Annotated in this window: 23 protein-coding genes; 5 read left to right on the plus strand and 18 right to left on the minus strand. The window is 42.2% G+C overall.

Annotated elements, in window-relative coordinates; genetic code table 11:
- The first annotated feature begins 271 nt into the window (after positions 1-271).
- A complete protein-coding gene (locus HPC67_RS14585; protein ID WP_217589357.1) occupies positions 272-1,822 on the plus strand; it encodes a flotillin family protein in 1,551 nt (516 codons plus the stop codon).
- A gap of 204 nt (positions 1,823-2,026) precedes the next feature.
- Here the strand turns inward: HPC67_RS14585 and HPC67_RS14590 are convergent, their stop codons facing one another.
- Entirely contained in the window at positions 2,027-2,476 is a 450-nt protein-coding gene (locus tag HPC67_RS14590) for a flavodoxin (RefSeq protein WP_217589358.1), read from the minus strand.
- Positions 2,477-2,735: 259 nt separating this feature from the next.
- Here HPC67_RS14590 and HPC67_RS14595 point away from each other — a divergent pair, with 259 nt between their 5' ends.
- Complete coding sequence (locus tag HPC67_RS14595; protein ID WP_217589360.1) at positions 2,736-2,882, plus strand: hypothetical protein; 147 nt, start codon at positions 2,736-2,738, stop codon at positions 2,880-2,882.
- Between the two features lie 90 nt (positions 2,883-2,972).
- Here HPC67_RS14595 and HPC67_RS14600 read toward each other — a convergent pair whose 3' ends face one another.
- From HPC67_RS14600 to HPC67_RS14610, 3 genes are all read right to left on the minus strand, one after another.
- Positions 2,973-3,212, minus strand: coding sequence for a ferredoxin family protein (locus HPC67_RS14600; protein WP_217589362.1), 240 nt, complete (start codon positions 3,210-3,212; stop codon positions 2,973-2,975).
- A 111-nt stretch (positions 3,213-3,323) separates the two neighbouring features.
- Positions 3,324-4,892 carry a ribosomal protection-like ABC-F family protein gene (abc-f, locus tag HPC67_RS14605; RefSeq protein ID WP_217589369.1) on the minus strand — a complete coding sequence of 523 codons (1,569 nt, stop codon included), beginning with the start codon at positions 4,890-4,892 and terminating at the stop codon, positions 3,324-3,326.
- A gap of 432 nt (positions 4,893-5,324) precedes the next feature.
- A complete protein-coding gene (locus tag HPC67_RS14610; protein WP_217589371.1) occupies positions 5,325-7,496 on the minus strand; it encodes a DNA topoisomerase III in 2,172 nt (723 codons plus the stop codon).
- Between the two features lie 172 nt (positions 7,497-7,668).
- Between HPC67_RS14610 and ytaF the strand changes: the two genes are divergently transcribed.
- A complete protein-coding gene (gene ytaF, locus HPC67_RS14615) occupies positions 7,669-8,286 on the plus strand; it encodes a sporulation membrane protein YtaF (protein WP_217589379.1) in 618 nt (205 codons plus the stop codon).
- Positions 8,287-8,303: 17 nt separating this feature from the next.
- Here the strand turns inward: ytaF and HPC67_RS14620 are convergent, their stop codons facing one another.
- Positions 8,304-9,119 (minus strand): ZIP family metal transporter, encoded by an 816-nt coding sequence (locus HPC67_RS14620; protein WP_217589381.1) that lies wholly within the window; start codon positions 9,117-9,119, stop codon positions 8,304-8,306.
- A 627-nt stretch (positions 9,120-9,746) separates the two neighbouring features.
- On the opposite strand from HPC67_RS14620, the gene HPC67_RS14625 reads away from it, so the two are divergent.
- A complete protein-coding gene (locus HPC67_RS14625; protein ID WP_217589383.1) occupies positions 9,747-10,970 on the plus strand; it encodes an MFS transporter in 1,224 nt (407 codons plus the stop codon).
- 324 nt (positions 10,971-11,294) lie between these two features.
- Here HPC67_RS14625 and HPC67_RS14630 read toward each other — a convergent pair whose 3' ends face one another.
- From HPC67_RS14630 to HPC67_RS14690, 13 genes are all read right to left on the minus strand, one after another.
- Positions 11,295-11,678 carry a 5-carboxymethyl-2-hydroxymuconate Delta-isomerase gene (locus HPC67_RS14630; RefSeq protein ID WP_217589385.1) on the minus strand — a complete coding sequence of 128 codons (384 nt, stop codon included), beginning with the start codon at positions 11,676-11,678 and terminating at the stop codon, positions 11,295-11,297.
- Positions 11,679-11,723: 45 nt separating this feature from the next.
- Positions 11,724-12,482, minus strand: coding sequence for a fumarylacetoacetate hydrolase family protein (locus HPC67_RS14635; protein ID WP_217589392.1), 759 nt, complete (start codon positions 12,480-12,482; stop codon positions 11,724-11,726).
- Positions 12,479-13,264: a fumarylacetoacetate hydrolase family protein gene (locus HPC67_RS14640; RefSeq protein WP_217589399.1), complete on the minus strand. Its 786-nt coding sequence runs from the start codon at positions 13,262-13,264 to the stop codon at positions 12,479-12,481. Before HPC67_RS14640 ends, HPC67_RS14635 begins: the two co-directional genes overlap by 4 nt.
- Before the next feature lie 25 nt (positions 13,265-13,289).
- Complete coding sequence (locus tag HPC67_RS14645; RefSeq protein ID WP_217589401.1) at positions 13,290-14,432, minus strand: Leu/Phe/Val dehydrogenase; 1,143 nt, start codon at positions 14,430-14,432, stop codon at positions 13,290-13,292.
- A gap of 17 nt (positions 14,433-14,449) precedes the next feature.
- Positions 14,450-14,938: a flavin reductase family protein gene (locus tag HPC67_RS14650; RefSeq protein ID WP_217589403.1), complete on the minus strand. Its 489-nt coding sequence runs from the start codon at positions 14,936-14,938 to the stop codon at positions 14,450-14,452.
- A gap of 42 nt (positions 14,939-14,980) precedes the next feature.
- Positions 14,981-15,964 carry a 3,4-dihydroxyphenylacetate 2,3-dioxygenase gene (gene hpaD / locus HPC67_RS14655; RefSeq protein WP_217589405.1) on the minus strand — a complete coding sequence of 328 codons (984 nt, stop codon included), beginning with the start codon at positions 15,962-15,964 and terminating at the stop codon, positions 14,981-14,983.
- Positions 15,965-16,046: 82 nt separating this feature from the next.
- Positions 16,047-17,504, minus strand: coding sequence for a 4-hydroxyphenylacetate 3-monooxygenase, oxygenase component (gene hpaB / locus HPC67_RS14660; RefSeq protein ID WP_217589407.1), 1,458 nt, complete (start codon positions 17,502-17,504; stop codon positions 16,047-16,049).
- A gap of 41 nt (positions 17,505-17,545) precedes the next feature.
- Entirely contained in the window at positions 17,546-19,021 is a 1,476-nt protein-coding gene (gene hpaE, locus HPC67_RS14665) for a 5-carboxymethyl-2-hydroxymuconate semialdehyde dehydrogenase (protein ID WP_217589449.1), read from the minus strand.
- Between the two features lie 45 nt (positions 19,022-19,066).
- Complete coding sequence (gene hpaI, locus HPC67_RS14670) at positions 19,067-19,978, minus strand: 2,4-dihydroxyhept-2-ene-1,7-dioic acid aldolase (protein ID WP_425514324.1); 912 nt, start codon at positions 19,976-19,978, stop codon at positions 19,067-19,069.
- Positions 19,979-20,216: 238 nt separating this feature from the next.
- Positions 20,217-20,891, minus strand: a complete 675-nt coding sequence (locus HPC67_RS14675; protein ID WP_246570169.1) for a GntR family transcriptional regulator — start codon at positions 20,889-20,891, stop codon at positions 20,217-20,219.
- Between the two features lie 72 nt (positions 20,892-20,963).
- Positions 20,964-21,662 (minus strand): YetF domain-containing protein, encoded by a 699-nt coding sequence (locus tag HPC67_RS14680; RefSeq protein ID WP_217589411.1) that lies wholly within the window; start codon positions 21,660-21,662, stop codon positions 20,964-20,966.
- 85 nt (positions 21,663-21,747) lie between these two features.
- Entirely contained in the window at positions 21,748-22,644 is an 897-nt protein-coding gene (locus HPC67_RS14685) for an AEC family transporter (RefSeq protein WP_217589413.1), read from the minus strand.
- 133 nt (positions 22,645-22,777) lie between these two features.
- The gene (locus HPC67_RS14690; RefSeq protein WP_217589415.1) at positions 22,778-23,293 is read right to left on the minus strand and encodes a GNAT family N-acetyltransferase; all 516 of its coding nucleotides are present in this window, start codon (positions 23,291-23,293) and stop codon (positions 22,778-22,780) included.
- Between the two features lie 198 nt (positions 23,294-23,491).
- Here HPC67_RS14690 and HPC67_RS14695 point away from each other — a divergent pair, with 198 nt between their 5' ends.
- The gene (locus HPC67_RS14695; RefSeq protein ID WP_217589417.1) at positions 23,492-23,869 is read left to right on the plus strand and encodes a GntR family transcriptional regulator; all 378 of its coding nucleotides are present in this window, start codon (positions 23,492-23,494) and stop codon (positions 23,867-23,869) included.
- Position 23,870 lies beyond the last annotated feature (1 nt).

A 23,870-nucleotide genomic window follows, 5' to 3' on the forward strand; every position in this document is an offset into this window, starting at 1 on the left:
ATAAGAAATAATTTGTAAAAAGGTGCTGATATGCACCTTTTTACTTTAAGTACAATAAATGATTGGTACAAAACATCTTCTTCATTCGATACAGAACTTCCGTCAATCTAAGAAGCAGACGATATTTAGTATAAATCGGTCGATAAGCTATCTTTTTAGCTTTTATTACCTCACAAAAGTAAATAAATGTAAAAATTTTAATAAAAATTCACTCAGAATACTTTTTTCTTGTTAACATAGACATAGAATAATAAGAAAAGGGGAAATGCATGTGGAAATTATGGTTTTTTTGACAATTCTTATTCCAGTATTAATTGTCGCAGCTATTCTTGGGTTAGTTTGGTGGGTATGGATGAAGTTCCGATACCGCACAGCTAAGTCGAATGAAGCACTCATCATTGCTGGTCCTAAGCTCGGTAATCCGGAAAAAGAAACAAACATATTTACCGATGAAGAAGGCCGTTCAATGAAAATTATTCGTGGCGGTGGACATTTGCTGCGCATGCACCAGACAGCTACACCGGTCGACCTTAATGCGTTCCAATTAAAATTAACCACACCTCGTGTTTATACGAATGGTGGTGTACCAATTGTTGCGGATGCGGTTGCGATGGTGAAAGTGGCTGATACATTAAAAGGTATTGCGCTTTACGCCGAACAATTCCTTGGTAAAAAACAATCAGAACAAGAAGAAGAAATTTCCGAGGTTTTAAATGCTAATCTCCGTGCGATTTTATCAAAAATGACTGTGGAACAAATTAATGAGGACCGCGAAGAGTTTAATCGTCAGGTAACCTCAGTCGCACAACAACAGTTGGATGAAATGGGTTTTAAAATCACTTCTTTGGGACTCCAAGACCTTAGGGACGCCGATGAAGAAAATGGCTACTTAGACAACTTAGGCCGCCCGCGTATTGCTGAAGCGAGACAACGCGCGGAACTCGCTGAGTCTGATGCTGACAAAGAAACCCGTATCCATAAAGCAAATAACGATAAGGAAGCAATGGAACAAGAGTTTATCCGCCAGAGTGAAATTGCAGAATCAAGAAAAAATAAAGATTTAAAAGATGCAGCGATTAAAGAAGAAACTGAAAGAGCTCGAGCTAAGTCCGAACAGTCGTATAATCTTGAAAAAGCGTCTTTGGAAAAAGAAGTCCAGGAACGCGAACTCGAGCTGATCGCCCAACAAAAAGAAGAAGAACTTCGCTTGAAGCACCTTGAGCGAGAACGCTTGGTTCAACTAGAGCAAGAAGAGGCTAAGGTTCGAAAAGAAAAGGCCGATGCTGATTACTACGAAACAACGAAGCGTGCTGAGGCTGATTCGCGTAAGTCCCAAATCGAGGGTGAGGCAAAAGCAAAAGTTCAACGTGAACAAGGTCTTGCGGAAGCTGACGTTATTCGCCGTAAAGGTGAAGCTGAAGCAGAAGCGAAGAAGAAGTTAGCCGAAGCGATTGCTGAACATGGAGAAGTCGTCATTATTGAAAAGCTGATTGATATGCTTCCAGAATATGCTAAGCAGATCTCTGCACCACTCGCAAACATTGATTCGGTTAAAGTAATTGATACCGGCAATGGAAAAGGATTGGGTTCGTACAACGGAACATCTGTTAATACAATGGCTCAGGTTCAAGAAACACTCAAAGAAACAACTGGCATCGATGTATCCAAGTTATTGACAGACCTGGTTAACAGGGGCAATACACATACAGTTATTCAGGAGCAAGTCAAGACTGAGGAACAAATGATTGCTGATGAAGAAACTGCTGCAACTCCCGAAGCGTCAGACCAGCAAGAGGATGCGCTGGAAAACGAATCTAAATAAAAAAATAGAATATCTCAAGCTCCTTTTCTTTTGAGAAGAGGAGCTTTTAAATTAATAGACGTCCACAAAAATTCGAATGCAAAGTATCGTTTCTACATAAAGCACAAGAAAAAGAGTGTCAGTCAATTTAATTGAGCGTTAGGCTACAACGGACGAATTAGTGGGAATACCTTTATAAAAAGCATTCATTTTCCTATATGCTTTTTATTCAAGCATTTGACATAGTTCCGCGGCGAAAGTTCTACACCGTTCGACATCCTCGTCGTCAGGTGTCAAATCTACCTTTAGCCGCTGGGGGACGAGGGTAGCACCAAGTTCTTCAAGATGCAGCCATATCGTATCAACGGCACCTCCGTAGGTTTCGTAAAACGAGTCGGCAGATCCGAAAACTCCATAAACAGGTCCTGAAATATCGGCATCATCTAGTTCTTCATCAAAATCCTCTACTTCATAAGGCAGACTGCCATTATCCCATGTATGTGTCCCAATTAATACCGCGTCGTACTGCGAAAGGTCCTCAACATCAACTGGATCAAAGTCAAATGTACGAATTTCAACTGTATGATAATGAGCCTCCAAATAGTCGGCTATTATTTGCGTCATCATTTCTGTATTACCAGTCGTACTGGCATAAATCATTAATATATCGGCCATATCTATCCCACGCTTCTCGTATAGTTTTCTTATATATCATAGTCAAATTGCTTGTGATGATCAATAAAATGATGGATTAATAGGGTGTAATGTGTCTAAAATATGACGGGCATGTCGTTTCATAGACTGTTTTAACGGTAAACTATACATGCTTATGCCTATGAAAATTCCCCCTTAAAGTAATTGCTAATTTTCAAGCAGACTCCCTTCGTTTATATTATAATGAAACGGAGATCTTTAATGAAGAGGAGTCCTTTATATGATTAAGGTGAAAATGAACGTGCAAACCGCTTATCATGGCGATTTATTACGTGCTGGTAAAGTATATGAAATTGATGAAGCAACCGCTAAGAAATGGATTACATCGAAACTCGCTGAAGAAGTAAATGAAGAAGCAGCGGAATAAATAGCTACAGACATTATTATAATGCTTTTTCTAAGGAAAACTAAAAACGTCCTCTCACTTATGTGTATAAGAGAGGACGTTTTGATCATGTTATCGATTCGCAAAAAATTCTTCCGCTTTTTCAAGAAATACTTCCTGATCTGGTGTCAGGTCATATTCTTCTTCAATTGCATCAACTGGGCATACCGCCTTACATGCTGCACAGTCAATACAAATATCTGGATCTATATAAAATTGATCTGGACCTTCCTCTATGCAATCAACCGGGCAAACAGTCACACATTCACCTGATTTTTCACTCCTGCACGGATCTAAGATTACAAATGCCATATATATGAAACCTCCTTATACATGTAAATGAAATAATACATTCATATAAATGATACATGATATAGGCAATACAAGTAAACCGTTTGCAATTGTGATTCGTTTCAACTAAAGCTAACCTCTGTCTTTCAACTTCCTCTTCTGCTCTAACAATTTTTGAAACGCCTCTTCTAATTCTGGTGTTGGCTCAAGACTAAGCTTGCCAAGCACCTCTGTTATTTTATTTTCGATGATCATTCTTTGTTCCGTCGTCGAATCTTGTTCTTTATCAGGATTTTTGGTTTGATAATCTTTATATGAACCATTAAATAGCACCAGCCTCTGTTGATCAATGACAATCAGTTGTTTGGCAACCTTGTCTAAGAGCCGCCGATCGTGACTCGCAAATAACACCGTTCCGGGAAATGCTTTTAACAATGATTCCAAAGCCTCAACACCTTGAATGTCAAGAAAATTAGTCGGTTCATCAAGGATCAGCGTATTTATATTGCTCAAAAAAATCTTTGCGAAGGCGACTTTAACCTGTTCACCGCCACTCAACACTGAAACGGACTTAAAGACATCATCACGAAAAAAATGCAGTCTAGCCAATACAGTGCGAATAAGTGCCTCAGCATGAGGTGAGGTCACTTTAACATTTTCGAGAATTGATTGGTGTGGATCTAATATGTCTAGGTTTTGGCTAAAGTAACCGATTTTAACAGCAGGGGAAATTTGAATACCTGATACGTCATCGAGTAAATACTTTAGAAATGTCGTTTTTCCCGAGCCATTATGACCAATGATGCCTATTTTATCACCAGCATTAATGTGCAGAGTCGCTTTTGACCAGAGCTTTCGTTTTTCAACCATACCCGGCACATCTGTTATGCGTATGATGATGCGTTTTTGTAATGTGTCAGCACCTGGCAAGCTCATCTTTAAAGGTGGTTCTTCTTTAACTTTTTCTACTTTATCCAATTTATCAATGCGTGATTCCATAGCCTTCACAGTCGCTTCGAGCTTTTTTCCCCTTTTGGCGAAATAGTCCTCACCTATTTTGTATTCCGAATCACCCTTTTCAAGTGGTTTTTTAGTCGCACGGGCAGCCTTCCTTTTTTTGAGTTCTAGCGCTTGCTCCAGTTGTTTTTTCTTCTTTACGTAGTCTTGATAAGCATGTTCCTGTGTCGCAATGGCAAGATCTCGTTGGGATTCATATGCTGAATAATTGCCTTTATACACGATGACCTCGGTATCTTTCACTTCCCAAATTTTATGACATACCGTGTCGAGGAACGCTCGGTCATGTGAGACAATTACGAGAGAACCTGGCCAGCGTGAAAATTGTTGTTCTAATGTTTCAATATGATCGGTGTCCAGATTTGCTGTCGGTTCATCAGCGAAAAGAATGTCTGGTTTTTCCGCTAACGCTTCGTCTATATAACGTTGTGTGACTTCACCCCCACTTTTAAAAGGATGGTCTTTTTTTATTTGTGGCAGCAATTTACGACTTCCGAATGATTTAATGACGCCTGATTGTAGCTTAAGGTCCCCGGATAACAAGCGAATAAGAGTTGTTTTGCCACTCCCATTTTTACCGACCACACCTATTCGATCACCCTTATTAATTTGGAGATGATCGATGCTGAGCACACTTTTCTCAGCAATATCGTAAGTAACATTGTCAATATACATGATAGACATCATAAGCCCCCGTTCCTTTAATCGTTAAGTTGGGGCAATAAAAAAAACTCCCCATTCAAAGAATAGGAAGTGGATCGCTTGTCGTACAGAGAATGAGAAAAAACAAACTAAACTGAACCATGGCCTATAGATAGCGTTTAGGGTTCCGTCTGTTTTTAATGATCTCATTATGACAAACAAGGCAGAGCAAATCCTATTCTTTGTGTCCGATAACATCATGCATCTCTAATAAAACAGGCCTATGCCCGTTGATGCACTTTTATCAATACACGTTTAAAACAGGATTAGTTGTCCATCCGCCCAGTGTCACCCTCTCATTAAATCTTAATTACAGTATAAGGAAATTCATGCATAGTTTCAATGGGTAACCGGTAACTATACACGCTTAAAATAAATCCCATGCCTATCTCAGCATGGGATTTATTGTTTACCCTATTTTTTCAATTTCGCCAGTTGTTCAGCTAGGGCATTATTTTTAAAGCCATCGTCTTGTTTCTTTAAATATTTATTAACGTCTTTTTTCGATACTTTATGCTTCTTCTCCCGGTCTTTACGGGCGTTAAAGGTCGACAGTTTTTCACGGTGACCACATGAGCACGTGAAAATTTGTCCCTCGCCTTCCCCACGCAAATCCATTCGCTTATGGCAGTTCGGACAGCGGGCGTTTGTTTGTTTAGCAATGTTTTTTCTGTGACCACATGAGCGGTCCTTGCAGACGAGCATGCGGCCTTTTTTATTTTTAACTTCCAGCATCAGTTCACCGCATTCAGGACATTTCGTTCCGGTTAAATTATTATGCTTGAAGGTTGCATCACTGCCTTTAACAGTTTGGACGATTTCCTTGGCATAGTCTTTCATATCCTTGATAAAGTGATCTTTTTTCAACTGTCCATTCGCGATTGCACTCAGTTTTTGCTCCCATTCGGCTGTCAATGCTGGTGAGCGCAATGCTTCTGGTGCCAATTCAAGAAGCTGTTTGCCTTTTGAAGTCAGGTGAATGTACTTGCCGCGCATTTCGATGTACATCGTGTTAAACAATTTTTCAATAATGTCGGCACGGGTCGCAACGGTACCGAGTCCGCCAACCTCAGATAACGTTCCGGCTAGATGACGCTCATCGGACGCCATGTAGCGGACAGGGTTTTCCATCGCTTGGAGCAACGTCCCTTCTGTAAACCTTGCAGGTGGCTGCGTTTCTCCTTGCGTCATTTCGATTTGAACACCTTTAAGCACATCGCCTTCTTTCATAACCGGGAGCTGGTCGCCCTTATCGTCGTCATCGTTAAAGTTCGTATGACGATATATATCCTTCCAGCCTTGCTTTAGAACAACCTTGCCCTTGGTCGTAAATGTTTCACCAGCGACTGTAACCGTAACACTCGTTTCTTCGTACTCTTGAGGATCGGATAACACTGCTAGGAAGCGGCTCACGACGAGATCATAAATTTTGCGTTCGTTGCTGCCAAGTTCCGCAAGTCGCACAGGCTCTTCTGTCGGAATGATAGCGTGGTGATCAGACACCTTCGCATTATCAACGACAGCCTTGCCCAGCTTTAAATCCCTATTTAAAATAGGCGTGGCGTATTTAGCATATTGATCAATGCCACATGCTTTTACACGCGTTTTTAAAGTTGGGACGATATCTGATGTTAAAACTCGTGAATCTGTCCGCGGGTATGTAAGAACCTTATGCTGTTCATACAATTTTTGCATTAAGGACAATGTTTGTTTTCCAGAAAAACCAAAAATACGGTTCGCATCTCGCTGCAGCTCTGTTAAGTCATAAAGCTGAGGGGCAAATGCTTTTTTATGTTTTTTATGAACGGCGGCAACTTTTGCAGGCTTATTTTGTACTGCAGCCATTTTTTCGTCTGCTTGTTCTTTTGAAAAAAGTCTGCTGTTGTTTTTGCTGTCCTGCCATGTAAATGTTAGGCCTTTTTGTGCTTTTAATTTCAAGCCGTAAAACGTCTTCGGTTTGAACGTCTTAATGTCTTCTTCACGGGTAGCAATCATTGCTAGAGTTGGCGTTTGCACCCGGCCTGCCGAAAGCTGTGCATTGTATTTGGTCGTAAGGGCGCGAGTTGCATTTAAGCCAACGTACCAATCCGCTTCAGATCTAGCAACAGCGGATGCATACAAGTTTTCATAAGCTTTACCAGGCTTCAGCTTTTTAAAGCCATCTCGTATAGCCTGATCTGTTACGGACGATATCCATAACCGTTTAACAGGCTTTTGAATACGTGCTTTTTCTAAAATCCAACGGGCAACGAGCTCGCCTTCTCGACCAGCATCAGTCGCAATGACGATATCCTTAACGTCCTTCCGATTCAACTGTGCTTTTACGGTGTTAAATTGTTTGCCTGTCTGTTTAATGACGACAAGCTTTAAATGGTTCGGCAGCATCGGTAAATCATTCAGCTTCCATGTTTTATATTTATCATCATACATATCTGGGTCTGCAAGGGTGACGAGATGTCCAAGCGCCCACGTCACAATATATTGTTGGCCTTCCATGTAGCCATTTCCTTTTTTCGTGCATTTCAAGACACGTGCCAGGTCACGACCAACAGAAGGTTTTTCGGCTAATACGACTGTTTTACTCATTTATGACATTCCTTTCAAAAGTTCCTCTCTCCACTTTAACATAAGATGGACCATCGGAGAATAAACAGTCATTCCACAGTTTGACTTTATTCGACGTCCACAAGCTTTTTTCTCACACATAGTCTGCTTAACCATACAATAATTGAGAATACATGCAAAGGGATGATCCGCAATGCTCTCTTTCACTGGTCTACTATTTTTAGTCATCGCTGTTAGCATTGATGGCTTTGGGGTTGGTATCACTTATGGCATGCAAAAAATTCGCCTGCCTTTTCTTGGAACAGTGATTATTATGCTATGCTCAGGACTGACCGTTCTTTTATCCATGACCATTGGTGATGTGCTTGCTTCTTTTATTCCTCCAAGCTATACAAAAGTATTGGGCGGATTTATCCTCATTACCCTTGGTTCTTTTTCCTTATTTAACATTTTGCGATGCAAACCAAAATCCGAACGGACTGAATCGAAAAAAAAACCGCATATGATTCGGTCCATTTTAGAGGAACCGAGTCATGCGGATCTTGATCAATCAGGCTCTATATCACCCAATGAAGCGCTTTTGTTAGGTGCTGCACTTGCGCTTGATGCGTTCGGGGCAGGACTTGGTGCAGCCATTATCGGCTATTCCCCTTGGTTGACAGCTACACTGATCGGTGTGATGAGTGGCCTTTTTGTTTACGCAGGCATCACGGTTGGCATCATCTTATCGCAGAAAAGGGTGTTAAAGCATTTAACTTACGTGCCCCCAGTGTTATTAGTGATGCTAGGTGTGATCAATGTTTTTAAATAGTTATTTTGAATTTGGCTTTATCCAAGGGCAACATCTAAAATCATCATCACGGTAAATCCAATCATTAAGGCGATGGAGGCTAGGTCTTTATGGCCTTCCTCCTGTGAGCCTGGCACAACTTCCTCAACAACGACGAATATCATCGCGCCCGCTGCAAAGCTAAGGGCATATGGCAAAATAGGTTCCACATAAGTCACCGCTAACACGCCTGCAATCGCCGCAAATGGCTCTACCATTCCTGAGAATTGCCCGTACATGAAGCTTTTACGACGTGACATGCCTTCTCGTCTTAATGGGAGTGACACAGCCACGCCCTCAGGCAAGTTTTGTAAACCAATTCCGATTGCTAATGCGACCGCACTAGCAAGTGACGCCGTTTCAGATCCAGCCGCAACGGCTCCAAATGCGACGCCGACAGCAAGTCCCTCAGGAATGTTGTGGAGCGTAATGGCCAAAACAAGCAAGGTGCTACGTTTTTTTTGATTCGGTTTAATCCCTTCAGCCTCATCAATTGATAAACCAGGGTGCAGATGCGGTAATATTTTATCAACAGCAGCTAGGAAAAAGCCACCGAGTAAAAAGCCGACCGCTGCCGGTATCCATGATGGCACAGGGCCTTTTTCTGCCATTTCGATCGCTGGTGCTAACAGTGACCAAAAACTCGCAGCTATCATAACACCACCAGCAAAGCCAAGCATGCTGTCTAAAAACTTTTGGCTCATCTGTTTTTTAGCAAACACAACTGCCGCACCAAGTGCTGTCATGCCATACGTAAAAAGTGTCGCGATCAGTGCCAGTATAATAGGATCATATTTCAATAATGCATCAAACATATGTTGCTCACTCCTAAGCTCGTCTCATTATGATGCTCGAAAATACTCAATGCATGTAAAACATGTGATGAAAAAATAATCAAATATGGAAAAATTATAAAATGAAGGGAATCACATGTCAACGAGGAGAACTCATGGTGTTTCAAGACAGCGATAGGAGGAGGGTGGGGGAGCGGGTTTCGATTGGTTTACTATTTATTGTTTGTGGTGTATTTCACACGTATGTCAGGCTTGTTTACATTATAGCAATAGAATAAGCCTTCCATCTAAGAAAGGGGAGTTGTTCACCACTCAACCTCTCTTCGATTTTGCGGCTCTCGACTTCGATATGCGGCTGTTTTTTGTGATATGCGTCTCGATTTCGATATATGCGGCGGAACCCTGATATATGCGGTGGTTCTGCGATATTTGCGTGTAATTAAGGGGATATGCGTGGTGTTTTAGTTTTATGCGTTTGTTGGGTTTGACGGATCGTTTTAAAAATTACTATAACGGCCACATCAGGTATATAAGCAGGAATTTTTAGTGTATTTGTCGAATAATGTAATGTACTTCTTAACCATTACACAGTGAATCATTTTGTTTAACGTACGTAAGTGTGATTTCTGTATTCGAGGGGGTTACTGAATGTCTCCAAATCTGTCGCCAACTTGGAAGGATCCGTCAGTTCTTCTTGTATCTGTTGGCATTGCTGGCGTTGGTGATTTTATTTATTTGGTTACGATCAACATACTTGTCTTCCAAATGACGGGATCAGCTGCGGCTGTGGCGGCTTTATGGGTGATTGGTCCACTTGTTAATGTGTTGACCAAATTTTGGACAGGTAGTTTTATTGATTACCGCAGTAAACGAAACATCATGATGACGACATATCTTGCTCGTGGTACCCTCATTTTTGTAATACCGTTTTTGCCTCATATTACGTTTGTTTATGGCATTTTAATTTTGTTAAGTACAGCGAAAGCATTTTTCATCCCTTCCTCCATGACATATATGACACAATTAGTGCCACGCCACATTCGAAAACGTTACAATTCAATTCAATCATTAACGACGTCTGGTGCCTTTATCATCGGTCCTTCAATTGCTGGAACACTCATTATGCTAACGGATTTAACGATGACACTTATCATCACAGCATTCGCATTTTTTATTGCGGCTTTATTGCTTTATTTTTTGCCTAAAAAGGAAGTATTGGATAAACAGGCGATTCCGACTTTATCCATTAAACAAATCAAACAAGACTGGTCAATTGTATTGACGTTATTGCATGACTTGAAATATGTAACCCTTGTTTATGTTGCCTATTTAGGCACGACCATCTTTTCCTTTACGATGGATGCACAGGAAGTTGTCTTTACTCAGCGTGTCATCGGATTATCAGAAATAGATTACAGCTTGCTCATTAGTATTACAGGGATTGGCTCTATTGTGGGGGCGTTTTTATTAGCCGTCTTTTTTCAAAAAACATCGTTACGGAGCTTAATTGCTGTTGGGATTTTGATGCAGACGACAGGATACCTCATTTACGCATTTTCTTGGTCCTTTTGGTCAATTGCAGTAGGGTTTACGATTCTCGGATTTTTCAACGCTTTTTTGAATGCAGGAATTACAACCTTTTATCAAAATAATATCCCTGTTAAACTCATGGGACGGGTGACGAGCATTTTGCAACTACTACAAAGTCTGTTGCAAATCATATTTGTCTTAGCTGTCGGAGCGCTAGCAGATATCATACCGCTTCGTAGTACGATCATTGGTTTGGCAAGTAGTATGTTAATCGTCGCATTGTTGATCGTATTCAATGTGTTCCGGCCGACAAAGAAGGGGTATTTCTTGGAAAGTGAGTGACGAATGAAGATGGGTGGGATAGGAGGGCAAGCTGCTGTCTTATTTATGCGGCTCGGTGGGCGGATATGCGGCTGAATTATGATGTATACGGCTCGGCGGGCGGATATGCGGCTGGATTATGATGTATGCGGCTCGGTGAGCGGGTATGCGGCTGGATTCTGACTTATGCGTGCCGTTGGGCGGATATGCGGCTAGATTATGACTTATGCGGCTCGGCGGGCGGATATGCGGCTCGTTCTCAATTTATGCGGGCCCTCTGCGATATATGCGTGCATCACAATCTCATGCTTCAGAAACGTATGTCTCTGAAGCATGAGATAAAACTTATCGATACCGTTCATGAATGGTATTTTTTTTATACGTCCCAACGCTAAATTCATACCGTTCCATCGATAGGGCGAGAGGACGTGCGTTAAATACAGGTTCGAAATGCTGCTCGATCTCCTTAAATAGGTTGTCACATACCGCTTTTTTAACGTGATCGGGCCTTCCTGCGCCCATTTTAATGGTCACATGTACGAATGCATCATCCTGTCCTTGCCCATCTGCAATCTCATAATCTCTCAGTTCAATGGCCCGCGATCGAATGCCACCAGTCGGAAATACATTGCCTTCATGAATTAAAGCTGCATTTATTTTTTTCAGCAGCTCAGGGATGTGTCCGTCTGCTTTTAGATTATCTGTATATTCAACAATGATATGAGGCATTTAAGTCCATCCTCCCCTCTCGCCAAATCAATTTTTTACGATGAATTAAATCCTGGCAAAAGCGTCATCACCAACAATCGTGCTCTTCAGTGCACCAATACCTTCTATCTCTGTCACAACTTCATCTCCCTCGTAAACATGAACGGTTCCTTTCGGCGTCCCGGTTAAAATGACGTCACCAGGGCTCAACGTCATAAAGCTACTTAAGTATTCTATGAGATAAGGAATATCAAATACCATGTCTTTTGTAGAGCCGTCCTGTGTCAACTCTCCGTTTACATAGGTTCTTAGTGTAAGATTCATTGGATCTGAGATGTCGGCCGCATCAACAAACCAAGGTCCGATCGGCGTCAGTGTGTCCCGATTTTTCACACGTAAATTGGGGCGATAATAATTTTCTAAATAGTCTCGGATCGTGTAGTCATTCGCAATCGTGTATCCAGCAATGTATTCATAAGCATCGCTGCGGCTCACGTTGCGCGCTGTACGGCCAATAACGACGGCGAGTTCACACTCATAATGCATATGGGTAGCGTCTTTCGGTCTACGGGTATAGGCATTATGACCAACGACAGCATTCGGTCCTTTTAAAAAGACGAGCGGTTCTTCGGGCGCATTAAAACTAATTTCACTGGCATGATCGGCATAGTTGAGGCCGAGGACAAACATGGTGCGTACGTGAATCGGTGGCAGCCAAACGACATCATCATAGTTGACGAGACGTCCATCAGCCAGCTTCAACTGACCTTTCTGTTCAATTGCATCATGAACGGCACCATAGCAAGCAACACGTGCGTGCTTCATTTGCGACCACCTCCCGTTGATATAGTTGCGGTCTCGATAATTGTGTTTTCGAGTCGTCCTACACCAGGAATGTCAATGACCACATGATTATCAGCTTTAGCAAGGGGGGCTTGAAGTGGGCGCCCTACTATGATGACGTCACCGGGATATAAGGTCATAAATTCTGTAATATCAGCGAGCAGTTTCTCAATAGGCCTATCAAGGTTAGACATATTGTTTGTATATACCTGCTCTTCATTGACATACACGTACATATCTAGTTGATTAGGATTTTCGATAGCAGATCTATCCATCACCCAAGGGCCTACTGGACAAAAGCCATCACGGACTTTATTTTTTATATCAGGTCTGTAAAAGCTATCGTGTGGAACCGTTACATCATTGACAATCGTGTAACCTGACACGTAATCGAGTGCCACAGCATCCGATACACATGACATCGTCTGGCCGATCACAACCCCAAGGCCTGCACCAACTTCAACCGTATCAACGTCCTTTGGCAGTGAAATCGGCTGCATATGCCCGTTCAATGTATTTTGAGGCTTAATGAACATGACGACATGCTCAGGCGGCTTCGTGTAAGGCGGCTGTTCCCAACGCGCATCCATCCTGTCACCATGAAAATTAAACAATGTCCCGTATACCGTTCCATCTATAGGGGATGTCCAGTTAAATGCCTTTTGATTATAGTGTGTTCCATTCCATTCAATAGAGTTTTTAGCATCAATGTAAATTTCTTCATTATGCTGGCTACCATTGAATCGTGCCATAGCCCGGTACATGTTTAGCAACACTCCTTATTACGTTTTATGACTTAATCGTCCACTTCGGACTGCGGCCACGCGTGAAAAAGTTATTTCTGGCCTGCTGCTCTTTTATGCGCTGTTGACAATTCATATCTGCTGCCTCATTCGTCGTAATCCCTTTGCGCCGCGCTGTATCATAAATGGCGAGAACTGCATCATAGATTGATTCTGTTTTTGCCATGACACGCTCGGGGTTCGGACCGTACAATTCATCCGCAACCTGAATCAAACCGCCAGCATTTACAATATAGTCAGGTGCGTATAATATACCTTTTTTGTCCAACTGATCGGCTTGTGCTTTCGCTTGTAACTGATTATTAGCTGATCCGACGACCGCTTTTACATTTAACCGATTAATTGTCTCATCATTCAAAACGCCACCCATTGCACAGGGAACGAACACATCAGCTGCCACGTCATATATGGCATCTTTCTCTACTGCATACACAACCCCTGGCAAATCCTTCGTCTGTTCTTGAAGCCGAGCTACCGTTTCCTCATAAATATCCGTAACGTATATATTTGCCCCAGTCTTAAGCAGATGCTTTGCGACTTTAAAACCGACTTTACCGAGTCCTTGAATCGCATAGGTACGTCCCACAAAATCCTTCGTGCCATACAAGAACATATTGGTCGCCTCTAATCCATAAATGACGCCTTTTGCTGTCGGAATAGATGAATCACCGCCACCGCCATAGACTTCAGGCAATCCGTTAATAAATGGCGTTTCTTTAGCAGCATGAACAAAATCATCCATCGTTGTGCCCATATCTGTCCCTGTATAAAAACGGCCATTTAAAGAATCAACAAACTGACCATAGGCACGAAACATAGCTGGGGTTTTATCCTGATTAGGATCACCAATAATGACACCTTTTCCGCCACCAAAATCGATATCTGTGGCTGCACATTTATACGTCATCCCTTCTGAAAGTCGTAAAACATCGACCAAAGCATCATCAACAGTCTTATAAGGATACATCCGTGTTCCACCTAGTGCCGGACCAAGTGTCGTATCGTGAATGGCAATAATCGCTTGAAGCCCACTGGCAGGATCGTTGCAAAAGACGATCTGCTCATGGGAAGCAATCATTTTAAAAATATCACGCGTACTTTCTTGTGGTCGTAACGTCTCAAGCTGCATGTATCTCCCCCCTTTGATTACACATCAGATGACTTCGCTTGAACGGATTCTGTCACCTGATGATACTGTCCGCCATAAAACACTAAAGGATCACCGTCATTGAGGCAGATATCCTTCACCTGTCCGATATATAACAGATGATCTCCCGCAGTCTTCATGTCATATACATCACATGCTAGTTTAACGATTGCCCCTTCAATCGTTGGCATTCCTGCAAACCATTGGAAATCAATTGAACGGATATTGTCACTCTGTCCAGCAAAATAAGCAGACATATCTCGCTGATGATCGTTTAAAATATTGACAGCAAATTGTCCAGAGCCTTGAATATATTGATTTAACGTTGCCTTTTCATCAACAGAAATGAGGACGAGCTTCGGATTCATCGATACCGACATAAATGCATTAGCCGTCATTCCGCGCACTTCTTCACCGACCTGAGCCGTTATAATTGTTACCCCAGTCGTAAATTGTCCCATCGCCTTTCTAAATAATCGGTCATCCACCAGTCAACCGCTCCTTTCTTACGTGCTTAAGTTAGACATCTTTTATATGACAAATGTCGGCTTGTGTTGCTTCAATTTACCTGGACTCTGCTCTACTGGCTCTTCTGTCTCAATATTTAAGACATGCGCTGCTTCTTCAAACCAGCTGTCTGGTGCCGCATGCCCCCAAAACGTTTGTCGCATCGGATCATTAATATCCCAACGTATCGGTTTAAAGTCAGGATCACTCGTCAAATAATCTCCGTTATAAAGCTCAATCCGATGGCCGTCAGGATCACGTAAATAAAGGAAAAACGCATTTGAAAGACCGTGTCGTCCCGGGCCACGTTCAATGTGCGCCCCATAGCCCATTGAGGCAAGAACATCACATGCATGTATGATGGCAAGCGGGTCAGGGAGCCAAAAGCCAACATGGTGAAGACGAGGACCGAGCCCATTCATAAACGCCACATCATGTACGGTTTGCTTACGATGAAGCCAAGCAGCCCAAATATCTCCTTCAGGTGTATCGGTATATTCCGAGCAGGCAAAGCCGAGAACATCTTGATAAAAGTCATACGCCGCTTCCACATCAGGAACCATGCAATTAAAGTGATCAATCCGTTGCACACGTGCCCCTTTGTACATGTCGTACCGTTGTAGCATGCGCTCGACGCTTTCCATCTCCGAAAAAAACTCCAGAGGCATGCCGCTTATATCCATCACACGAAGCGTCCGTCCTAACGCGTGTTGACGCCCTTTTTCAAGCCATTTAACAGCGTAGCCTTTTTCAGAAAATATCGCGGCTAGCCGATCAAGGTCAGCATCAGATGACACTTTATATCCAAGTGTCTCAACAGCTGGCTGAGCGCTTTTCTTCAACACCAAACTATGATGTGTATGTTCTTCAAGGCCTCTCAAAAATAGGTGTGTGTCATCTGAATCGGTTTCAATAAATCCGAGGGCATCAACATAAAATCGGCGTGACGCCTCAAGATCCGTCACATACAACACCGCCCGGGCACAGCGGATAATATTTACGTCCATCTATAACATCCCCCTGTTTTAAAGGAGAGTGGCAAGCCAGCATTCTCCACTCTCCTGTTTTCTTCTTTATACAAACAATTCATCATACTTTAACCCGTGTTTGTTGCAAAAAGTCCTGAATATACGCCTTAAACGGTTCTTTATCATAGCTGTCAAAATAAGCCATTCCCATTTTAATCGGATCACCGAAAAAGTAATATTCATAGTGTGTTTGGCGAGATCCAAAAGCACTTAACGTCATATCCCAAGCAAGGCGGAACAATTGGACACGTTCATAGCCCTCAAGATGCTTCCCCTGTAAACCACGGTGGATGATCGGACCAATCTGTTCATGTTGAAAATCTGCTTCTGTCGGGATCCCCATTAATCCGGATGCCCCGAGAATTCGGATAATCTCTGCAAGTCGGGGGTAAACGCGTGGATACCAGTTGCGAGCAGCATTCAAGGCCGTAAAGTCAGGTGTCATCGTGCCAGACGCGTCTATACTGGCGTTATGCTCAGCGCGATATAAATGAGAGCGCATCGTTTCAAGCGTCAGCATAATTTCTGTGCCTTTATCCTTCACATGCTGGAACTGATCAATGCCGATTGCATCCATCATGCTTAAGGCGACACCAAGGACAAATTCTGTTTTGACAATATTTTTAGCAACAACCTGATGGGCCATATGAACGACAGCGTTTGTTTCGGTAAATGTACGGTTACAAACAGATGAATTACCACATACAAATACGCGCTCCCATGGAACGAAGACGTGATCGAATGACACAATTGTGTCGCCTTCTTCAAAACGCGCACCGAGCGGATGGTCCCAAGGTTTTTTTCCATAGTCAAAAGACTCCCGGCTAATAAATTTAAGTCCTGGGGCGTTGTTTGGAATGGCAAATGCTAATGAATATGGGTCATCTTGTTCTCCTGATTTTTTAACAGTTGATGGAAATACGAGCAGTTCATCGGTGATGGCACCTTGTGTGGCAAGCAGCCGGATGCCATCGACGATAATGCCGTCCTCGCGTTCTTCAACAAGGTGGAGTGCGACGTTTGCATCCTTCTGTTCATGCTGCATTTTGGCCCGGTTAACTTGAGGGTGGATGAGTGTGTGGGTTAAGCTGATATCATTTTCCCGGGCGTATTCATAATAATTTCGGGCATTTTCAGCGAAATAAGGACTTGCTTCAGCAAAAATTCGGTTGTTCGTCCCCATGGCCATGACGTCAGCATTTAAATAATCGGGCGAACGCCCCATCATACCGCCACTCGTTTTAGCCCATTCAGTCATCGCTTCTCTGCGTCTAATGAGGTCATCAATCGTTTTAGGCTGCATAAACGTGATGCCGACTTTTTCACCACTCGTCGGTGAGGTGTAAAGCATCTTGTCCCTCTTTTCATGCTGCAAATCGTAAAGCACAGCCATAGACTGCACAACATTTTTGAAGGCTGGATGTGTTGTAACGTCTGTGACCTTTTCACCATGAATGTACACATTATTCTGTGCCTCTTTTAACCGTTGAATATACTCCGCTCCTGTTTTAGCCGGCATAAATGGTCCCTCCTTGAAAATATATGAGTGTGTTCAATCGTTTAATCATGTTTACCAAATTGAGGAATTGGATGATCACCAAGTGCAACATGAATCGCTTTCGGCTCGGTATAAAACTCAAGTATCGCGTGATGGCCACCTTCACGACCTATGCCACTTGACTTCATGCCTCCGAACGGAATGCGTAAATCACGGACATTTTGTGCATTTATCCAAAGCATACCTGCATCGACAGCCTGCGCCACCCGATGTCCTCGTTTTATATCATTCGTCCAAACATACCCTGCTAAGCCATATTCAACCGCGTTAGCCATATCAATAACGTCTTGTTCAGTGGAAAATTCAATAACAGACATTACAGGGCCAAAGATCTCCTCTTGTGATACGCGCATATCGTTCGTTGCGTTTAATAATAGAGTTGGTGGCACAAAATACCCGTCGGACGTTCCAGACGGCTGTTGCCCCTGATACACGTCACACCCTTCTTTCTCAGCCATTTCAATATAACGAGATACCTTTTCAAAATGAGCTTGATCAATCAGTGGCCCCAGCTCCGTTTGGTTATCCATTGGATCGCCCATCTTTATTTGATCAACACGTTTTTTGAGGGCTTCAGTAAATGTTTGCTTAATGGACGTGTGCACGAACAGACGAGAATTAGCGGTACACCGTTCTCCGTTAAATGAAAATATTCCCCAAACCGCTGCATCAAGCGCCCGCTCAAAATCCGCATCGTCGAACACGATGATCGGTGATTTGCCCCCGAGCTCCATAGATGTTTTCTTTAATGAATCTGCAGCGTTTTTGATAATCGTCTTACCCGTAACAGTTTCACCTGTAAATGAAATCGCTTTCACTTTATCGTTTTGAACGAGTGCTGCCCCAGCTGTTTCACCATACCCATGAACAACGTTGAACACGCCTTTAGGTACGCCAGCCGCATCAATAATTTGTGCCAGTTTATTTGCGGATAAAGGAGACAATTCTGCTGGTTTTAATACAACTGTATTGCCTGATGCGAGCGCAGGAGCAACCTTCCATGTCGTTAACATAAACGGTGCATTCCACGGTGTGATCAGCCCAACAGCGCCTAGCGGTTGATAAACCGTATAGTTAATGAAAGCATCGTCAACTTGATACGCATCCCCATGCAAATGGGTTTGCACCATTCTGGAATAAAAGCGAAAATTCTCAGCCGCACGTGCGACCATCTTTTTGGTTTGAGAGATTGGTAGTCCCGTATCAAGTGATTCCATTACGGCAATGTCTGCAACAGATTCATCAATTAAATCGGCGATTCGTTCAATGTAAGTCATGCGTTCTTTAAGCGGCATGTGGCCCCATGGTCCAGTCTTAAATGCCGAATCAGCTGCTTCACATGCCTGTTCTACATCAGCTTGATCACCAGCAGCCACTTGATTGGTGACTTCTTTCGTAAAAGGATTGACATTGTCAAACGTGCGGCCATCGACAGCCGGTACAAATGAACCATTCACATACAGCTGGATATTTTCCATTTCGATAGACGTCAAATGATCACCTGCTTTTTTGAAAAATTTACGCTACCTTTTTGCTAAATCAAGTAAATGATAGGATTGAAGGACGGTGCGAATTTCATCTTGTATCGCTTCTGAAGGCACATCGAGCGGCTTACGTAAGACTGGTTGTATTTTGCCCATCATGCCAAGAGCCGCTTTCGCGGGAGCCGGATTTGTATCACGGAATAAAACATCATTGAGTGGCATCATATGATAATGCAAATCCTGCGCCCCTTCTACATCACCAGCCTCCCATTTATTAAATAGATCAGCTACTTCGGCCGGTGCGACATTCGCTGTTGCACTCACATGACCCGCGCCTCCAATGGCAAGCATCGGGTAGCACAACACTTCAATACCCGAATACAAGTTAAAATCACGTCCTGCTTTAAGGAGCACCTTGTTCACATGTTCAAAGTCCTTGTTTGATTCCTTGACGCCAATAATATTCGGACAATCCTTTGCGAGTGCCGCAATTGTATCCGCTTCCAAATTAATCGCTGTACGACCGGGTATGTTGTATAAAATGAGCGGTATATCAACAGCTTCAGCAATCGTTTTAAAATGTTTGTACAATGCATGCTGATTCGGTTTGTTATAGTACGGCACGATAACAAGTGCACCGTCTGCCCCCATTTCTTGAGCTGCTTTTGTCAGTCTTAACGCCTCATTATGATTCACTGAACCAGTTCCCGGCACAAATGGAACTCGCTTATTGACTGTTTTACAAGCAACCTCCATCACCTGTTCTCGCTCCTCAACAGTCATCGAACTTGGCTCACCAGATGTCCCTGTAACAGATATGCCATGACTCCCTTGATCGATCTGCCAATTGATCAACTCCGTAAACTTTTCAAAATCAATCTGTTCTTCCTCATGAAAAGGCGTTATGACAGGCGCAATGGACCCTCTTAGCCGCTGTTTTGCATCAGACATATTCATCCTGACTGCCTCCTTTCAAACATTTTTAACCTTTATGGCTATATTAATATTCTGATAATACAAACTTAGGTAGATCATATATGATTTCAGATATGATGTCAACCTCGTGATGTATATTTTTTATACTAAGCTTTGACCCTAATAGAGCTGTAGATTGCTATCATCTTCAGTCATCATACCCGCTAAAAGTCCAAACAAAAATAGCTGATCCACTCATGCTTTCCATAGTGAATCAGCTATCAAAAACGTGTTTGTTCTCTTGATGCTTCATTCGACGTTCTTCAAAATCTTCTGCTGTACGAAGCTTATGTGCCCGCGCCAAATTTTCTAGCGTTCCAGGAGATGCTCCTGTTTCCAACAAAGTGATAAGCTGATCATGCTCGGCAATTGACGCCTTTACGCGGCCTGAATACATCATTGAGCCTGGACCACGAATCGAATCAAGGCGCTGCCATGTTTCTCTGATCATTTTTATTAAGTGTGCATTACCACATGCATCGGATATAAGTCGGTGAAATTCGGCATTCAGCTTCGCATACGCCAATATATCAAAGTTTTCCAAAGCCTCCTTCATGAGTGATTGCTTCTCTTTTAATGAGTCTATCCGTTCCCGCGGAAAGTCAGATGAAGCACATGCAGTTGCATAGCCTTCTAATACAGCTAATGTCTTCAACGTATCTGTGTAGTCCGTTTCATGGACGGTTGCAACGACTGGACCAATATTCCGTTGATAAACAACGAGTTCTTCAGCTTCAAGCTGTCTAACTGCTTCGCGAATAGGAATTGAACTCGTCTGCAATTCTTTTGCCAGCTGATCAATGACGAGCCGCTGCCCAGGTGCATATACACGTTCAATAATTCTTGATTTAATAATGCGATAAGCCATTTGCGTTTTATTCTCTTTCATCATACGTTGATCATATATAAAATAATATATGAAGTCAACGGCGATCCTATTAAAAAGCAAAAGGTACCCACTCTACTCATGAGCGTGTGCCTTTTGCGATATATATAGCGTTCCATTTTGTTGAATTTCAGCATAGAGGACATCAGTAATATGTTCTATGCCTTGTTTATGTAGCTCGCGAACAAGCCAGCCTTCAGTCATATTTAAAGCGGTCAAATTGTCTTTGATGACTTCACCGTCTGAAATAACCTCAGTCGCAATGGGAACTTTATGCTGCTTTCCAAGTTCAATATTCATATCAAGCTTTGTCACCGGCTGCTTCACATGTTTCTTCATTACAGACAGCTTGCCGTTCGTTTCAAAAATCGCATAATCTACGTCCGCCATAGAAAAAACCTGCTTTTCTCTAAGCATTGTTTTTAATGATTCTATATCAAGGCGACTTCTCTTTAATGCAGGTTCAATAATTTGACCACCCTTGATGACGATTAATGGATCTCCTTTAATGACTTGACTTCCTCGCCGCGATTTAATGTCAATAAAGCCCATTATTAATGTAAATGCACTCCAACCAACGAGCGCAATGACGCCATTTCTGATCGACAAATTGTCACTGACGACCAAGTTCGCCCCTAACGAGCCAAGTGCAATCGCCGACACAAAATTAAAAAAGGTCATTTGGCTAATTTCTTTTCGTCCCATAATACGTGTTAAAAGAAGCATTATAAAAAAACTGAGCGTTAATCGAACAAGCAGCTCTTGTATATCCATACGCCACACCCTTGCTTTCGGTTTATATTAATTTTGCGCAGCATTTAGGATAACTATACAAGATCTCGCTCTCCTTTTCTCTATATCAAGCTATAAACTGTAATAAGACCGTCACAGACACAACACTAAACAGTGTCGTTGCTAAAGTAATGCTCGATACAAGGTCAGGCTCTGTATCAAACTCGATCGCCAGCATTGTCGTTGTTGCTGCACTTGGCATCGCAGCATTAATTAACAAAACTGAACCAATGATCGGTGAAACATCTAGAACTGAAATAAATAAAAAAGCGAGCAATGGTGAAATGATCATTCTAATACTAACCGCGGATGAGATCACTTGCCAATTTAATTTCAGTGATGTGATTGATGCCAGCTGCATCCCGAGCAAAACCATCATGATTGGAATTGCAGCATCGCTTAGCATTGTGAGCATACCGTAGACGGACTCTGGAATCGTCCAAGGAATTTGCTGCATCACGAAAGCCGCAATGGTCGCATACGTCGTCGGCATCTTCAATACCTTTTTGAGCGCATACAGCGCACCGTTCACACCTCTGGATGCATAATAAACACCAAAGAAGTTCATCAGTAACGTAATCACAACCATATAAAAGATGGCATAAGGCATTGCCTCAGAACCGACAGCAAACAAAATGACCGGCACACCGTAATTGCCACCATTCATAAAGGCTGTCGTTAATATCGATGCACTTTCAACAGAAGGGGACCAGTGAAACAGCTTAGCTAATACTTTATTAATTAAAATGATGGCAAACAAAATAAAGAAACCGAAAACAAGAATGATATAATAGCCTTGGTTGAATGTTGATTCATACAAAGATGTAAACACGAGTGCTGGTAAAAAAATATAAATCGACAATGGCGCGATTGACTTTACATCTAGCATGCGAATACGCTGCAATACATAGCCTGCTCCAAAGACCGAAACGATTGGTAAAATAACAGAAAAAAACAACCCCATAATAACAGCTCCTATGAAGATTCAATAAAACGTGATGATGCTTAAATGGAGATGCATTGTCGCATAATAGTTATATAATAGCCCGTGTGCCAGCAAGGCACCGGGCTATCTTATTCACAGAAATGATTGAACGTTAACCTCTATTAAAAAACGCATCTTTTAACATGTACATTGAATATGCATCATGATACGTTCCATTCACGTAGAAATGCTCCTTCAACTCCCCTTCAACTTGAAAACCTGCTTTCTCATAAATATGAACAGCTTTTTCATTTGCTTTATCAACGATTAAATAGACTTTGTGAAGGTTTAGTCTGCTAAATGCGTAATCAAGCGCTAGGCGGGTCGCTGATTTTGCATACCCTTTTCCTTGTTGTGCCGGATCTATCATAATTGCAAACTCAGCATTGCGGTCACGTTGATTCATACTAAACAGCCCAACAAAACCTATTTTTTCTCCGTTTTCTGTTAGGATAAACTGTCTATGTCTATCATTTTCTAGGTTTTTTTCATAGAAATCCTTCAATTTTTCTAAGGACATATATGGCTCCTCAAACCAAAAATCCATAACGTTTGGATCATTGTTCAATTGATGAAGAAACTCCAAATCATCTTTTTCCATTACACGTAAATGTAGCTCTTGTCTCATATTTTAAACTCCTTCGATTTATATTCCATAAAAACAAGAATAGCAGAAATTGTATATAGATGTCACTGTCGACACCTCGGTTTGCTTAAACCTATCCCTTTTAATCGAAAAACAAATATAAAAGACGAGCTTTTTCTTGACGCTTATGTATATATTGTATATATTGTATATACACAAATACAAGAAACGAGGTAAATAATGGATATTATACTTTCTAACACAAGTAAAGAGCCGTTATTTAGTCAAATCAAAACACAAATTAAATCACACATATTTTCCGGCGCATTAATGGAAGGTGATGCTCTTCCTTCTATGAGAGCTTTGGCAAAAGAGTTACAGGTGAGTGTCATTACAACGAAACGAGCATACGAAGATCTAGAACAGGAAGGGTATCTCGTATCTGCTATTGGCAGAGGAACGTTTGTTGCAGGGCAGCAGCCCCATGTTTTAAAAGAATGGCAGATACGCGAATTTGAAAACCAGCTTGAAGCCGTCATTGCAAAAGGAAAACAGATCGGTTTAACAAAAGCTGATATGATCGAACGTCTAACATTTTTTTATGAAGGAGACGAATAAC

Origin of the sequence: Lentibacillus saliphilus, assembly GCF_019093865.1 — a bacterium.
Classification (GTDB): domain Bacteria; phylum Bacillota; class Bacilli; order Bacillales; family Amphibacillaceae; genus Lentibacillus_B; species Lentibacillus_B saliphilus.